The sequence below is a fragment of the Pseudoalteromonas sp. B160 genome (assembly GCF_037162485.1).
GTDB classification, from domain to species: domain Bacteria; phylum Pseudomonadota; class Gammaproteobacteria; order Enterobacterales; family Alteromonadaceae; genus Pseudoalteromonas; species Pseudoalteromonas rhizosphaerae.
Window position 1 is genome coordinate 1,155,894 of sequence record NZ_JARLUX010000001.1, and the last position, 14,698, is coordinate 1,170,591.

The 14,698-nt window shown below is 39.4% G+C and carries 16 protein-coding genes and 1 pseudogene; 8 read left to right on the forward strand and 9 right to left on the reverse strand.

All coding sequences use genetic code 11. The features are described 5' to 3' along the window. Positions 1-23: 23 nt before the first annotated feature. The 4 genes from P4S61_RS05345 to P4S61_RS05360 all read left to right on the forward strand — a co-directional run bounded on the left by P4S61_RS05345 (position 24) and on the right by P4S61_RS05360 (position 2,530). Positions 24-572 (forward strand): sigma-70 family RNA polymerase sigma factor, encoded by a 549-nt coding sequence (locus P4S61_RS05345; RefSeq protein WP_149983121.1) that lies wholly within the window; start codon positions 24-26, stop codon positions 570-572. After that, on the forward strand, positions 557-772 hold the full coding sequence (locus tag P4S61_RS05350) for a hypothetical protein (RefSeq protein ID WP_337117907.1): 216 nt from the start codon (positions 557-559) through the stop codon (positions 770-772). The genes P4S61_RS05345 and P4S61_RS05350 overlap by 16 nt, the downstream gene beginning before the upstream one ends. Before the next feature lie 127 nt (positions 773-899). Beyond that, positions 900-1,292 carry an anti-sigma factor domain-containing protein gene (locus P4S61_RS05355; protein WP_442961548.1) on the forward strand — a complete coding sequence of 131 codons (393 nt, stop codon included), beginning with the start codon at positions 900-902 and terminating at the stop codon, positions 1,290-1,292. Continuing rightward, on the forward strand, positions 1,289-2,530 hold the full coding sequence (locus P4S61_RS05360) for a hypothetical protein (protein ID WP_337117908.1): 1,242 nt from the start codon (positions 1,289-1,291) through the stop codon (positions 2,528-2,530). Before P4S61_RS05355 ends, P4S61_RS05360 begins: the two co-directional genes overlap by 4 nt. 54 nt (positions 2,531-2,584) lie before the next feature. Here P4S61_RS05360 and P4S61_RS05365 read toward each other — a convergent pair whose 3' ends face one another. Beyond that, positions 2,585-3,055, reverse strand: coding sequence for a hypothetical protein (locus tag P4S61_RS05365; protein ID WP_337117909.1), 471 nt, complete (start codon positions 3,053-3,055; stop codon positions 2,585-2,587). A gap of 363 nt (positions 3,056-3,418) precedes the next feature. Between P4S61_RS05365 and hemB the strand changes: the two genes are divergently transcribed. Beyond that, on the forward strand, positions 3,419-4,396 hold the full coding sequence (gene hemB / locus P4S61_RS05370; protein WP_182758362.1) for a porphobilinogen synthase: 978 nt from the start codon (positions 3,419-3,421) through the stop codon (positions 4,394-4,396). A gap of 235 nt (positions 4,397-4,631) precedes the next feature. Next, positions 4,632-4,787, forward strand: a complete 156-nt coding sequence (locus P4S61_RS05375) for a hypothetical protein (protein WP_182758363.1) — start codon at positions 4,632-4,634, stop codon at positions 4,785-4,787. A gap of 39 nt (positions 4,788-4,826) precedes the next feature. Here P4S61_RS05375 and P4S61_RS05380 read toward each other — a convergent pair whose 3' ends face one another. The 7 genes and pseudogenes from P4S61_RS05380 to P4S61_RS05410 all read right to left on the reverse strand — a co-directional run bounded on the left by P4S61_RS05380 (position 4,827) and on the right by P4S61_RS05410 (position 10,978). Next, positions 4,827-5,906, reverse strand: coding sequence for a DKNYY domain-containing protein (locus P4S61_RS05380; RefSeq protein ID WP_145234775.1), 1,080 nt, complete (start codon positions 5,904-5,906; stop codon positions 4,827-4,829). 78 nt (positions 5,907-5,984) lie between these two features. Next, on the reverse strand, positions 5,985-6,908 hold the full coding sequence (locus P4S61_RS05385; protein WP_337117910.1) for a histone deacetylase family protein: 924 nt from the start codon (positions 6,906-6,908) through the stop codon (positions 5,985-5,987). 72 nt (positions 6,909-6,980) lie between these two features. Beyond that, the gene (locus P4S61_RS05390; protein WP_145234770.1) at positions 6,981-8,525 is read right to left on the reverse strand and encodes a serine hydrolase; all 1,545 of its coding nucleotides are present in this window, start codon (positions 8,523-8,525) and stop codon (positions 6,981-6,983) included. 29 nt (positions 8,526-8,554) lie between these two features. Further along, positions 8,555-9,049 (reverse strand): gamma-glutamylcyclotransferase family protein, encoded by a 495-nt coding sequence (locus P4S61_RS05395; protein ID WP_145234768.1) that lies wholly within the window; start codon positions 9,047-9,049, stop codon positions 8,555-8,557. Between the two features lie 34 nt (positions 9,050-9,083). Further along, a complete protein-coding gene (locus P4S61_RS05400; RefSeq protein ID WP_145234766.1) occupies positions 9,084-9,707 on the reverse strand; it encodes a LysE family translocator in 624 nt (207 codons plus the stop codon). A 2-nt stretch (positions 9,708-9,709) separates the two neighbouring features. Continuing rightward, positions 9,710-10,492 (reverse strand): annotated as a pseudogene (locus tag P4S61_RS05405) (hypothetical protein). 15 nt (positions 10,493-10,507) lie between these two features. Continuing rightward, on the reverse strand, positions 10,508-10,978 hold the full coding sequence (locus P4S61_RS05410; RefSeq protein WP_182731318.1) for a CreA family protein: 471 nt from the start codon (positions 10,976-10,978) through the stop codon (positions 10,508-10,510). Positions 10,979-11,082: 104 nt separating this feature from the next. On the opposite strand from P4S61_RS05410, the gene P4S61_RS05415 reads away from it, so the two are divergent. Together P4S61_RS05415 and P4S61_RS05420 are read left to right on the forward strand one after the other, a co-directional pair. Next, positions 11,083-11,670 (forward strand): outer membrane beta-barrel protein, encoded by a 588-nt coding sequence (locus P4S61_RS05415; protein WP_182734536.1) that lies wholly within the window; start codon positions 11,083-11,085, stop codon positions 11,668-11,670. A 17-nt stretch (positions 11,671-11,687) separates the two neighbouring features. Continuing rightward, a complete protein-coding gene (locus tag P4S61_RS05420; protein ID WP_145234757.1) occupies positions 11,688-12,017 on the forward strand; it encodes a 5-carboxymethyl-2-hydroxymuconate Delta-isomerase in 330 nt (109 codons plus the stop codon). Positions 12,018-12,024: 7 nt separating this feature from the next. Here P4S61_RS05420 and P4S61_RS05425 read toward each other — a convergent pair whose 3' ends face one another. Further along, entirely contained in the window at positions 12,025-14,166 is a 2,142-nt protein-coding gene (locus P4S61_RS05425) for a winged helix-turn-helix domain-containing protein (protein ID WP_337117911.1), read from the reverse strand. Positions 14,167-14,698: the final 532 nt, after the last annotated feature.

The following is a 14,698-nucleotide window of genomic DNA, read 5'->3' on the forward strand; positions in this document are numbered from 1 at the left end:
AATGGAGCCAAGGTAAAATTAATATGAATAAAGAAAACCTACCTGACTTGATTGCTAAAGTCGCTTTGCGGGATCAGCAAGCATTTAGAAATCTTTACGAACAAACGTCTGGTAAATTGCTCAGTATTGCATATCGAATTTTAAATAATCGAGACAATGCCAACGAAATTCTACAAGAAGCCTTCGTGCAGATTTGGTATAACGCTAATGAGTTTAGAGCAGCCAAAGCAGAGCCTTTCACATGGATGGCGGCCATCGTTAGATACCGATGTTACGATCGAATTCGTAGTGAAAACAGACGTGTTGAAAGTAAACTAACAACCGATACAAATGAAGACGAAGAGCACTTAACAACTAACGACCAAGCTACAACGTTATTGTGCGATATAGGACAACAGCTAGAAGATTGTCTAAATCAATTAGAGCAGTTACAACGAGACAGTGTTTTAATGGCTTACTATCATGGATTTAGCCGTGATGAGATCGCAATTAAATTAAAGAAGCCGTTAAATACAGTGAAGTCTTGGTTAAAACGAGGATTAACGAGGTTACAACAATGCCTAGCACAATAAAACGTTATCAAAACCAAGCGTTAATAGAGCACCTTGCACAGCAATATGTGCTCGGTACACAACCAATACGAGTTCGTAAGCGGATCTCACGTTTAAGAATGCAATACACAGCATTAGACCAACGAATAGATTATTGGGAACAAAAATTTGCCCCTCTAAATAATAAAACACCTGAGATTTCGCCAAAAAAACCACTTTAAAAGCGATTGAACAGCAATTACAGTTTAATCAAAAAACCAAAAGTAGTTTTCATAACTGGTTTGGCCTTGGCTTTTATCAAGCAACGAGCGCTTTGTCTGTATTTTTTTAGCGCTAGCCCTGTTCGTATTGCAACCAAAAGATAAAACCGATCCACTTAGCTACTTGGCTGTTATGAATGATACAAATCAGCAACCACAATTGGTTGCAGCGACTTATGGAAATAGCCGTACCCTATCCATTGAGCTTATTGATACACCAACAGTCCCTAATGAAATGAGTTTAGAGCTTTGGGTAACCTCAAAAACAGATAACCAAGTACGAAGCTTAGGTGTTATTCCTACTACCAGTAATGTATTTAATCGCCCTCTTAGCGAACCTGAGTGGCGCTTAATTAAAGACTCTGAAAACTTACTACTTACTTTAGAAGAAAAGGGCGGCTCGTCTATTGGTGAGCCAATGGGCGTACAAGTCTCTAAAGGTCCTTGTATCAGAATGGCTGGCTGGCAGGAAAATTCATGATCAAACTAATTTTAACTATCACTTTGATTGGCTGTTCCTGCTCAGCAATGTCCAACACATTTGAATATGATGCGAGCTTTCGTTTGCGCCACCAGCAAGTAAACGATCAATCTCTTAAAAATGCCAAAGCAACAACCCTACTGACACGTGTTGAGGGCAGCTTTATAACAGACTATGAACTAACCTTGTTTGGTCAATATGATTATGTTTGGGCATTGGATAAAGATAGCTATAACTCCATCACTTACTTTAATGATCACGCCCCTATTCCTGATCCACCTGGAGGTGAGCTTAATCAACTTAATCTGCAGTGGCAGTTTTTGGTCGATTGGCGAGCTGTCGTAGGCCGCCAAGTAATTAGCTTTGATAATGAACGCCATGTTGGCAACGCTGCATATTGGCAAAACGATCAAACATTTGATGCTGCAACACTGCAATATAGAAATGGTTTTAACTGGCAGTTTAACTATAGCTATGTAAACAAAGTTCATCGTATTTTTGGAGATCACAGTATCGCTCGGTTACCCAGCTCCGATTCTCGATATCCAGAGACTCTAATACGACCAACTAGCGAACTTGGCAATCATCAGCATAATAGTCACTTGATTAATCTTTCCTATAAGTTCAATCCTAATGTAACAATTAGTAGCTTCGCTTACTTAGTGGATAATAAAACTGCAGCCGAGTTTTCATCAAACACACTGGGGCTGCACTTAGAAGGCGCAGCAAAACCTGATCAACTGAAATATAACTACAGTGCGGAAATAGCATGGCAAAAAGATGCAACCAACAATCCTAAAAATTATCAAGCATGGTATTTATTAGCGGAGCTAGGTGTTCAATATCGCAGTCACCGATTAGACGTTGGCTATGAATATTTAGGCGATGATAACAACACCGCCTTTCAAACTAGCTTAGGTACTAACCATAAATTTTTAGGGTGGGCAGATGTATTTAGCCGCTATGATGAATTAGCTGGCTTGAGCGACACTTATTTATCATACGCTGGTCGTAAAGCTAAAATACGTTGGAAGTTAGTAGCTCATAGCTTTGAATCTCTTGCTAATAATAAAAAGCTAGGCAATGAGCTCGATTTAGAGCTGGCGTGGCGTTATTCTCGTAAATGGGAATTTAAGTTATTAGCCGCTTATTACCAAGCAAAAGACACAGGTTTATACTCGAATATCGCAAACTTTGACTTATCTACAGTTGAAGTGTCGGCCTCTTATAACTTTTAGTTTTGGATATAAGCTCACTATTTTATTGTGCTTATATCCAAGTAATCACTGTGGTTACTTCCAATCATCAGCATTGCCATCATGACTAATTACGACACCTTCTTGCTCATCGTAAAAGTCGTAGAGGGCATCTGGCATCGGGTTTTGGCGAACATCTAAAAATTCAAGTTTATCGAGGCCATTAATTTGCAGGTCAACAAGTTTATTATCGAAAAAATAGCCCGTCTTTAAGTTTTTCAGTGCTGATATATCGAGCGTTTTAAGCTGATTTTGCATCATTCTTACAGTATGCAACGAACTTAAACCAGACATGTCGAGCGTAACAAGTTGGTTTTTAAATAAATAAAGTTTTTCCAACTTATTCAAAGAGTTAATTTGTAGTAAGTGCAAATCATTATTCGCTAAATTTAATAATGTTAGCTGTGATAGTTTCCTTAGATCTAGGGACTGCAAATTATTATTAAACAAAGACAACGACTGTAAATTTATAAACTGGTTAAGCTCTTGCGCATTATCAATACCCATTCCATGACATTTTATAGCAATAAACTCTTCTACATAACGCCATTGATTATCACTTGCTGTTGTTTTAATACAATCTTTAAACGCATCATCCTCAAAAGAAAGGGAGTTAATAGCTGTATTAGCAAATGCAGAGCAAGAAAAAACTAACTAATAGCCACTTCATTTTCATCAACTTTAAATTATTAAATAAACAACACAACTCTAACCCAGCAATTACAACAATTACAGTTTATTTATTACAAATAAAGAAAAAGCTTACTCTCATGAACACGCCTTTAATATTGATTTAACGCATATCGTTTACAGTGATAAAAATGATATTATAAACATCTCGTTATACTCAGCTCAGTAAGGCAGATAGCAATGAGTACACCTAATTTATCAAGACGCATGCGCAGGCTTCGCCACAGTGACGCAATGCGACAGTTAGTACGCGAATTTGATTTTAATATTGGCGATCTTATCCATCCTATTTTTATCGAAGAGTCGTTAACTGAAAGTCTAGAAATATCCACTATGCCTGGTATACAGCGCATTCCTGAACATGCATTAGCCCAAGAAATTACTGAACTGCATAGATTAGGAATTCAGTATGTTATGCCTTTTGGTATATCGCATCATAAAGACAGTGTTGGCAGTGATACATGGCACGATGATGGTTTACTGGCACGTATGATTAAAACAATCAAACAAACATGCCCCGAGATGATGGTAATACCCGACATTTGTTTTTGTGAATATACAGATCATGGACACTGTGGCGTTGTTGAAGATAATCAAGTTTGTAACGACCAAACTGTTGCTAACCTTGTAAAGCAGAGTGTATGCGCAGCAAAAGCAGGTGCCGATATGCTAGCCCCATCTGCGATGATGGATGGTCAAGTTAAAGCTATTCGAGCAGGCCTTGACAATGCAGGGTTTGAACATGTTGCCATTTTAGCTCACGCCATTAAATTTGCTTCATCTTTCTATGGTCCATTTAGAGCTGCTGTTGATTGTGAATTAAGTGGTGATCGCAAAGGCTATCAAATGGATTACGCAAATATTCGTCAAGCGCTTCAAGAAGCCCTTCTTGATGAACAAGAAGGCGCTGATATTCTAATGGTGAAACCAGGCACGCCCTATCTTGATGTCCTTAGCAGCTTGAGAGAGAAAACAAACTTACCTTTAGCTGCCTACCAAGTTGGTGGTGAGTATGCCGCTATTAAATTTGCAGCATTAGCAGGTGCCCTTGATGAAAAGAAAGTGATATTTGAAACACTGACCGGCTTCAAACGTGCAGGCGCTGATTTAATAGTGAGTTATTATACAAAACAAGTTGCACAGTGGTTAAAAGAATAACCGTGGTAATTTTTAGGGCATGTAACATTTTAGAACACGCTAACCCTATATTGGCTTAGTTTAAACCTACATAAATATCTTAACGTGTTACATGCGCAAAAATTAAAAAACAAAACTTGATCTCGTAAATCATAATTTGTCTTGTTTTATAGAGTGAGGATAAGTAATGTTTGCTGTGTTTTTACAAATATTGCTCATAGATAACCGATAAAAAGAGTCAATAATCACCACAACTTTGCAGAATCAAGGAAGTACACCATTAAAACTGAGTAATGGTAAGCAGATCATAGCAAATGGGCAACTTGACTTTATCGATATAAACCAAGTTGATGCAACGCAAACCAACGTAGGCAAGTTACCCGAGAGTATGAATAAACTTCCTTCTGTTTAATCATTTTCAACAGCAAATTACCTCGTTCATCGCAACGCCTTAGCGCGTTACAACAACCTCACCACGAAGATAGTAATTATTTTTATCGTAAGCATCCGAATTCGTTTGTTCATCATATTGAGTGACCGTAAAGCTGGCTGCATGTATCTGTGGCATCGGCTTTGCTGACTCATATTGTGTAACGTAATAAACAATCTCACCACTTCTGTAGTAGTTGCGCTCAAACACCTCAAAATTAACAGGTTCAGCGCCTATCAATATATGGCTATCTTCCCCATTTAAGTAAAAAATATGCTGATTATCGCTGGCAAAATTTTCATCTAATCGTGAAAAACTGGCGGTATCAATATCAACATCCGCTAAAATAGCGAGACCTTGATAAAAGATATGTTGCCCGTCTTTCCCATAACTATCATCAATAGGGACAAATGACTGCGCATCTATGTTATGCATGGGTTCATCGTGATGGTAAATGACCTGATTTCCCTCATGCCCTGAGATATTCCAAAAACTATAATAATCATATGCTGAATAAGTGCTAGGATCTGCGCCCTCAACAATACGCTCGCCTTTAATCACCTGAGTATCGTTAAGCCAATAAAGATCACTGCCAATTATCTTAGCGTGCAAGTTTTCAAGGTTAACACCACTCACAGCTTGACCGCTGTAGTAAAGATGCTGTTTATCTTTAGCGTACAGTTGAGCATCATAGGTATTTAAATCAGCTTGACTGTAACTGATAAAGCTTTCAGCATCAGCGTGTTCCATTAACTTAGCATTATAGTAAACACGCTGTTCGACCACACAGTAGCCACCATTGGCAATACCTTGAAGCAGATTCTTAACCATACTGGTATAGCCAAATATCGTAAATAAAAATCCGATAACAACGGCACTTATCAGCGCCATCTTGTAACTGTTAATGCCAAAATAACTACCACCAAATAAACCAATCAACAAAAATAACGGTACCGGATAGCTTAAAAATAATAAGGCTGTTAATACCGCTTGCTTGTTATTCGTCGCGCCAGGGGCACCGAACATCATCGGCGACATCATCATCATGCTTCCCCAAAAGCACAGTACCAACGTGACTAAGATATTAATTACTAGAGACATTATCTTCCTTGTTTAATTAGTGGTATTGGTATCATACAACAACCAATATTTTTACTTAATTGTAGAATGAAAATAAAGCTACTCTTCTGCTTCTGCAAACACTCTAATATGTTCTATGGCGCTGCGCCCTAGCGCTGATAAATTATATCCTCCTTCTAAATAAGAGATAATCCCTCTACAGCCAGTACTTTTTACCATGTCACACAGCTGTTGTGTCAACCAAGCATAATCAGCCTCAACAAATTTGAGGCTTGCCATATCATCTTCAAAATGCGCATCAAACCCTGCGCTGATAAACAATAATTCTGGCTTAAACTCTGTTAATTTAGGTAACCACTGTTGGTTATACAACGTTTTTAAATCATTGCCATCGCTGGCTATGGGCAACGGTGAATTAACCAATGTATCGTTATTTTCAACGGCGGTATTAGGGTAAAAAGGATGCTGAAATAATGAGCAAAGCAACACATTGTCATCATCGATAAAAATGTCTTGCGTGCCATTACCGTGGTGAACATCAAAATCGACAATCGCAATGCGCTTAATCCCTTTACTTTGCGCGTACTTCACCGAAATTGCTAAGTTATTAAACACACAAAAGCCGGCAGAGGTTGTACGGTTTGCATGATGACCCGGTGGCCGTACGGAGCAAAATGCGGCATCGAGGTTATCCGCTAATATTTCATCGACGGCTAATAGCCCTGCCCCTACCGCCCGCTCAATTGCCAAAAATGACTCTGGGCATAACCAAGTGTCGCCATCAAGTGATACTAAACCTTGTTCCGGGAGGGTGTTTTCCACCAGCGATACAAGGGCCTCATCATGGGCTAATAAGTAATGCTCACGTAATGCTTTAGGCGCTTGCTTTTGCTGCACGGCAATATCCAAGCCACTGGCCAAAAGACGATCGGTAATAGCATCTAAGCGCTCAGGACACTCTGGATGATCCGCGATCATTTTGTGTTTACGGCAAAAAGGATGAGAAATAATCGCAGTACGCATAAATGCTCCAAATGAGTTAACGACTGTAACTATAACAAAGCCACCCTTTGGTGGCTTTGCGACTTTGGTTTACTATTTAGCTTGCAAATGAAGATTTCTAAAATCAAAACTGAAATCAGTCACCGCTGTTGATACTGCACGCATTGTCGCTTCATTCACACGATTTTTAGTGCTCATATCAAAGCTAATATACGCATCAGCTTCGAGTAGCTTTTCATCCCACTTGACGATAAATGTGTTGCCCGTGTAATGCTCAAGCTGCCCTTTTAAACGTTTAGTATGCGTGAAATCAATACGTAACTTACCGTCTAGCTCTTCAATAATAACATCACCATACCAATCATCGTGCAAAGTGCCGGTGTAGCTAATATTTGGTAACTGTGGTTGATAGTCTGCAGGAGCGTCCGGTTTAGCATTAGCATACGCTTTTTGCTTACCTTCAAAATGCTTTTTAGCCAACTCTGCTACCCAATCTTTATCTTCAAGTTCAAGGGCGTCTTCAAGCACTTCATGAGTAATAGCAGAGAGCGCACCGAATGCTTGCTGATTAGATAAAATAACAATCCCGAGGTTTTTCTCAGGCAATAACGTCACCTGCGATACCATTCCTAAAATACCACCACCATGGCCTAATTTTTTAATACCGTGGTAGTCTTCAATGCTCCAACCTAAACCATAACCTCTAAATTGCTGATGATAAGCCTCATAAGCGCTTTTTGACGCCAGTGAGGTAATATGTGGATGCCACATTTGCTCTTGTTGTTTTTCACTAAACAACTGCTCGCCATTTGGCATTTTACCATGGGCTAATTGTGTACGTAGCCATTGGCTCATATCATTCACACTGGATGCAATAGCGCCGGCACCACGAAAATCTTCTAAGTAATTAACGAAAAATGGATGTAATTGACCATCCATAGGAATATGACCCGTTGCCCAGTTCTTATTACTTTTTGGAATACGCGAAAAACCGGCGCGTGAGTTATCCATGTGCAAAGGCTGGAGAATATTCTTTTCAATATAATCATTCCAGCTCATACCTGAGACCCGCGCGACTACCTCGCCAGCGGTCACAAACATCAAGTTGTTATAAGCGTATGTGCTGCGAAAACTACTAGCTGGTTTTAAATATTTAAGGCCTGCGAGAATTTCTTCGATTGATTTATCGGTGTCAGGCCAAATCATTAAATCCCCTTGGCCTAACCCTAAACCACTACGGTGACTTAATAAATCACGGATCGTCATTTCGCGGGTTACATAAGGGTCGTATAAACGAAATTCAGGAAGGTGATCAATTACCTTGTCATCCCAACTGAGCTTTTCTTCATCAACTAATTTTGCCAATGCCGCAACCGTAAATGCTTTAGTATTTGATGCAATACCAAATAAGGTGTCTTTATTCACCTTACTACCTGTATCTAAGTTACTAACACCAAAGCCTTTAGCAAAAATAACCTTATCGTTTTCAACAATCGCCACGGCCATACCCGGCACATCAAAGCGCGCCATTGAATTTTCAATCACTTGATTAATGTGCTTGGTATCAATATCGGCGTAGCTATTAAATGCACAGCCTGCTAATAAGGTGGCCGCAATCGCTAGTTTAGTTAATTTCATAACAATCCTTGGAGTTATCATTTTAGTTTTTATTTTTGATGTACAGCAAACTCAATGGCTGCACGCGCACTGTCGCTATCTTGGCAGGTTGGCCGAGACTTTATGGCATCACTGTACGCATTTGGCACACCAGCTTCAAGCGCACCGCGATGAACGTGCTGCATATACCAATCGTAAGGCAGTATCTGAGCATCAGTGGTGTTGGCAATATAACAATGCGCCGCTACTTGTTGCCCATCAAGTAATGTTACTTGAATATCTACGCAGTCATAACGAGGCCCTTCGATGGCGTCTAAAATCGTTTTTTCTGCGTCATTGAGTTGATATACCACGCCATATACTTGCGCGTTCTTATCATTTGATGGGCGTACATTGCCTTTTCCTGAGCCATCAGTACTTACCATATCAAAGGTTAACTCGTAACCGGCTAGTATTGCCGTACCAATACGAGTAGCGTTTGGTAAACGCGCCAACAAACGACTCGACGACATATTTGAACCAAACGAAAAATTATATACAGCCATATTCACCTACTACAGATTTCTGTTAAAACAACACTTACACTACAATTCTTATTGCTAGAGCGATCAAAATCACGCCAATACCACGGTCAAACCAATAGCCACTTTTTTGAAAAAAACCGCGAACACTAGGCTTTGATAGCACCAAGGATAGAAACGAAAACCACGCCCACGTTGCCAATGCCATATACAGCCCATAGCCTGCTTGCACAATTAATGGCGTTGATTGGCTGATCACTAAAGTAAACAACGACATAAAAAATAACGTGGCTTTTGGGTTTAACGCATTGGTTAAAAAGCCGCGACGAAATGCAATCCAACTGGATTCAACACCTTGAGATTGAAAAACAGTTTCTTGCTGCGCTGGCGCCGGTCTAGCACTTCTAAGCGCTTGCACACCAATGTAGGCCAAGTATGCACCCGCTAAATATTTTAATGCCATAAATACGTTTGGTGATTGCGTTAATAAAACCGCAACCCCGAGTAAGCAATAACTAACATGTAATAAAATAGCCAGGCCTACCCCAAAGCTGGTCCACAATGCATTACGACGCCCCTGCTGAACACTTTGTTTAAGCACAATGGCAAAATCTGGGCCAGGGCTTGCTACAGCAAAAAAGTGCGCCAGTGCAATCAATAAAAACTCATCTAAATAAGCCACGATTACCCCGCTTTTTTATCATCAAGCGCTAACAACAACGGATTAGCAGTACTATTAACTAAGGCTTTTATTTCTTTTGCGCCTTTTTGAATTGGCTGCGTAAGTGCGGCTTTAAATGCTTTTTTAGAATCTTTATAGCCTTTAAAGTGGCAAATAAGGGCATGCATAAATAAGGTTTGCGGTTCACTAAGTGCAGCTTGCCTGTTCGCATAGGGGTTGTAACACGAGCCACAGCCCCCTTTAAACTGATATACCGTATTGCTCATCATTACCCCAAAACCTAAAAAACATGCCACGGCATCGGCGGCCTGTGGTAAAAACTCTTTACCGCCTGGTGGTAACACGCCCACATGGTGGATCATAATTGTCGCTAAAGTACCGGCAAAGCTGGCCACTAAATCTTGTGGCTGATTAATTTGATTTGGATTAAATGACACATTAACCGTATGGCTTGGCGGCACAATTAATTGGCTATTATCACCACGTAACTGATTACTAAAAGCAAAATGAGGAAATACTTGCGGCTGCAATTGCTGTGGAGCCACCAGCGTAATTGGCCAAGCTTGCAGCCCCGCATAGCCAACCACTCGCTCAAACACTTTACTGGCCATTTCTTCAATGCTTGAAACCGCATCGGGAAAGCATTGGTGGTTTGGCAAAACTAATTGCGAGTTATTAATGAAATAGTCGCTGTCAAAATTTTCCACCGCCCACACAAAAGTATCAATCAGCCATTGCTGCTCTTGTTCATCTAATAAAGGTTTGCTTTTAAATAACGCTAACATAGTTTGCTCTTTTGCTTATTCTTGCTCTTGTGCCCATGCCCATGCTTGGGTGTTATATAATGGCACAGTGGATAACGCATGATGATGACTGCCGGTTGACTCTTTAGTTGAGTACGACAGATATAACAGAGTTCGCGTTTGCGCATCATAAATTCGACGCACTTTTAATGATTTAAATAAAATACTTTTTGATGATTTAAATACCACCTCACCCGACTTACTACGGTCAATCGCTTGTAATTGGTCGGCAGTAATTGGTCCTGTTTGGCGACACGCAATAGACATATCAGACGGATCAGCAAAATCTAAGTTTGCTTCGATATGGCTAATATGACAGGTTACACCTTTTACTAACGGGTCTTGTTGCGAGTTAACTTTAATATCTTTAGTGGTAAATAATCCCAAACTAACTGATGCAACATCATCAGAGCAGCCCGCTAAGGTGATCAATAAACCTGTCAATACACCTATCATTATAGGTTTCATATATTACTTGCTCCATGTAGGGGTAAACGATTCGTGGCTTACATTTAATATTCAGCTATGTTTCAATACTAACTTAAATTAATCACAACAACGAGCACGACACCATGAAAAAAGTATTTGTTTTACTGTGCTTACTGTTAGTAAGTCAGAGTGCGTTAGCTGGTTACTCACTGAGTCTTTATACTGGTAAAAGCTTTAATCAATCATTAGAAACTAAAAACGGTTTAGCTATAGAGCTCAAAGATAGTAACCATCTTGCTTTTAGTATTGATAGAACAATTGACTCAGCTCGTTATGGTTTTTACTTTTCAAACACCGAAAGTGACTTTCAATCCTCCCCTGATAAAAACGTTGAAATGCAGTATTTTATGTTTCAAAGTGCTGTTGAAGTCCCTTTAAGCAACCACATTAATAGTTATGTCGGCGCACAAATTGGTGCAAATTACATAAGTCCTAACTTCGCCAGCTCTGATACTTTCTTTGCCAGCGGCCTGTATGGCGGTTTAGAATACTTATTTAGCGATCAAGCTCGCATCTTATTTGAAACTCGCTGGCTTGCAACGATCGTCAATAATGCCAGTAACGTTTCATGTGCATTACCAACAGACGAAAACAAGCAATGCTTGTGGCATTTTGATGGTGATGTACTCAATCAGTTTCAAACCAGCTTAGGTTTCACATATCGTTTTTAGGGGAGCAAATAGATAACATGCCACATATCATCATTGAACATTCTGAAGATTTACCGGTATTACCGCAGGTATTGGTTGAAAAAATTCATCAAGCAACGTTTAACAGTGGCTTGTTTGAATTAGCAACGATCAAAACTCGCGCTATAGCCTATACACATTATCAATTGGGCGATGGTAAGGAAGGTTTTATCCATATTGGCGCACATATTATGCAAGGACGTACGATTAAACAAAAGCAACAACTCAGCGAGCAGTTGTTAGACTGTTTAAAAATATACTGCCGAGAATCAGACAGCTTAAGCGTTAACGTTCACGATATGGAACACGAAATTTACCGAAAGTGTTAAACAGCCTCTAGGGTAAATATTCAGCTTTAATACGCTTAATATCAATTTGTGGTGATTTATACGAGGTATACACTAACCAGCCTATATTTTCGATATAGGTCAAACCTGAGCTGCGGCTAAATGCACGCTCAGGTAAACGCATCAAATCATGCTGACTTTGCGTAGAAAAATCATAATAACTCAAACGGTAATCGTCCCGTTCTACATTGAAGTAATATACTCTTGATAACGCCTGAGTTGCTCCCTCAACATAGTACCAAGATGAATGATTAGACAAATTAATAGATTCAACAAGTAATTGCGCATGGCCACTATCAGGCTGTTTTATCCATAATTGTTTGGCTGCAATATCTGCAAAAATTAACGCTCCATCCTTATCCTCATACGCATACATTGTTGATTGCTCAATCGCTTTACCTAAATTATCGCCTTTGAGATTAAACCGGTATAACTCATTATTATTTGAGGTCAATATACTCTTACTATCCGGCGCCCAGCTTGGTTTGCCATGATAATTAAGGCCTGTATTTATTTGGCTGCTACTTTGTGAATTAAAATCATAAATTCGAAGGCTATTCACTTCATTTTTAGATACGACAAATGCTATATAACGTCCATCTGGTGACCAAACAGGACTATAAATAGTGGCATTTAACTGAGTTAGTTTCTTGCGTTGTGTGCCATCCTTATTGGCAATCCACAACTCTGTCGTGCCTGATTCATTTGACACAAATACCAATTTATTTTTAGTAGCACTGTAATCAGGAAAACGCGTATTAAAATGTGTAGATAAAACAGGAAATGGAGAGCTCGCCACCACATTATTTGTTTCAACTCGCATCAGCGTAGAGTCGATATCCCATTGGTGAAAATACAAACTGCCGTCTTGGCTGTATTCTGGATAACTTAATCCGTCAATGTGCGCATCAACTAAGCGCCCAGTTGCTAATTCATAAAAATAACCATGCCGCTTACCTTGATCAACCCCAGAAAAAACCAACAAATCTTTACTCGGGTGCCAATCCACACCACGAATATCAACAAATCCCGAGGTCAATTGCTTAGCATTGCCAGTAGCAATTTCAACTAAAAATAGCTCTTCGTAGCCGGAGGCTAAATTTCGCGATACCACGAGCTGTTTACCATCCGGCGAAAATACCACTGATTCATCATTAAAATCACAGTTCCCAGAGCAAGGCACTCGTGTTATTGCTAACTCACTTGATTGAAGATCAACAATATTTAGCTGTGTTTGTGCGTGATCATTTTTATCATCACTGATAAATACCAGCTGATTACCTGCGGCGTTAATATCAAGATCGGTGCTTCGGCCTTGACCGCATGTTGCCAACACCCTTGTTACTGCTGTCGTTAAATTTTGTTTAACTATTTCACACTGCCTTTGCTCATCTCGCCGATAATAAAATATATTATTTAAATCATGACTAAATACAGCACGTCCCTCAAGAAATGAGCTCTCAGTTAAGGCTATAGCCGCTTGTTCAGGTGAAAATAAATCTCGAAGATAAAGGTTTGCTTGCTGTCCAGGGCGACGCCAAGAATAAACAATAAAATGGCTGTCGTTTGAAATTGCCGGAAATAACTCCCGACCTGGGCTCGTGGTAATGGTTTCAACATGTTCAGATAAAGATGTGAACTTTAACGGCTCAAGACTCGGAATTTGCCGCTTAAAATAAAAAAACGCAAGACATACCATAACGGTAGCCACCATGACTGCAATTTTAACACTACTAAAAAGTACTTGTTTACTCTTTTTTATTTGCGTTAACTGCGGCTTTACTTCTGATTTTAGCTTTTGAGTATCTAAAAATACTGGTTGCTGTGCCAAGCGATAGCCTGTTTTGCGAACTGTAGCAATATAAGCATGAGCAGGGTCTAGTTCTTTAAAGGTTTTACGCAAATGCCAGATTGCATTGGTCAGCGCTTTTTCACCGACAAATTGATTACCATCCCAGACACCATCGATTAGATCTTCACGAGTAACAAGTTCTGGATAACGCATAACAAGAAAACACAGCAACTCGACAAATTTAGGTTGCAATACACATTCACTCTCACCACATAACAGCTTATTTTCAATTGTATTAACTTCGCACTGCCCTAAGGAAAATGACTGGTTAGTTTTCATAAATAACGTATTTACACCTTATATTTAGAAGTCTAGAAGGTTAACCTTTTATTGGCACAAAAAGCAAAATAACGCGATAGACAGCATAATTACAATTTACCAACCATTCGATTGAATAAACTCAACCATATGATAATAAAGGAATAGATATAAAATAGATGTAAAATAGGGATATAAACGAGATACCTTTCATTGTGTTTTTGTTCACGATTATTTAAAACAACTCACGAATATACCCAAATCACCTCAAGATGCAGAATTCAGTGTTTTACAGGAGCTTAATATCAAGGCGTTACTTTGCAACAATGACAGTCCCTTTTAACAAGAGAGTAAGTGTCTGTGAAACGCCCAAAGGGTTGGTTTAAAAGCGGATTTATACTTCGTTATTGATTTTAACAATAGAGCCAATCAATGCCTTGCCTAAATCGCTTTTAATTCTAACTGAAACTCACATCTGAGCTGGTTTGGGTATAAACCCATTCGCTAATGCATTAGTTGCTGTACTTTGAACTGCCCTTCAAAGATTACTAAT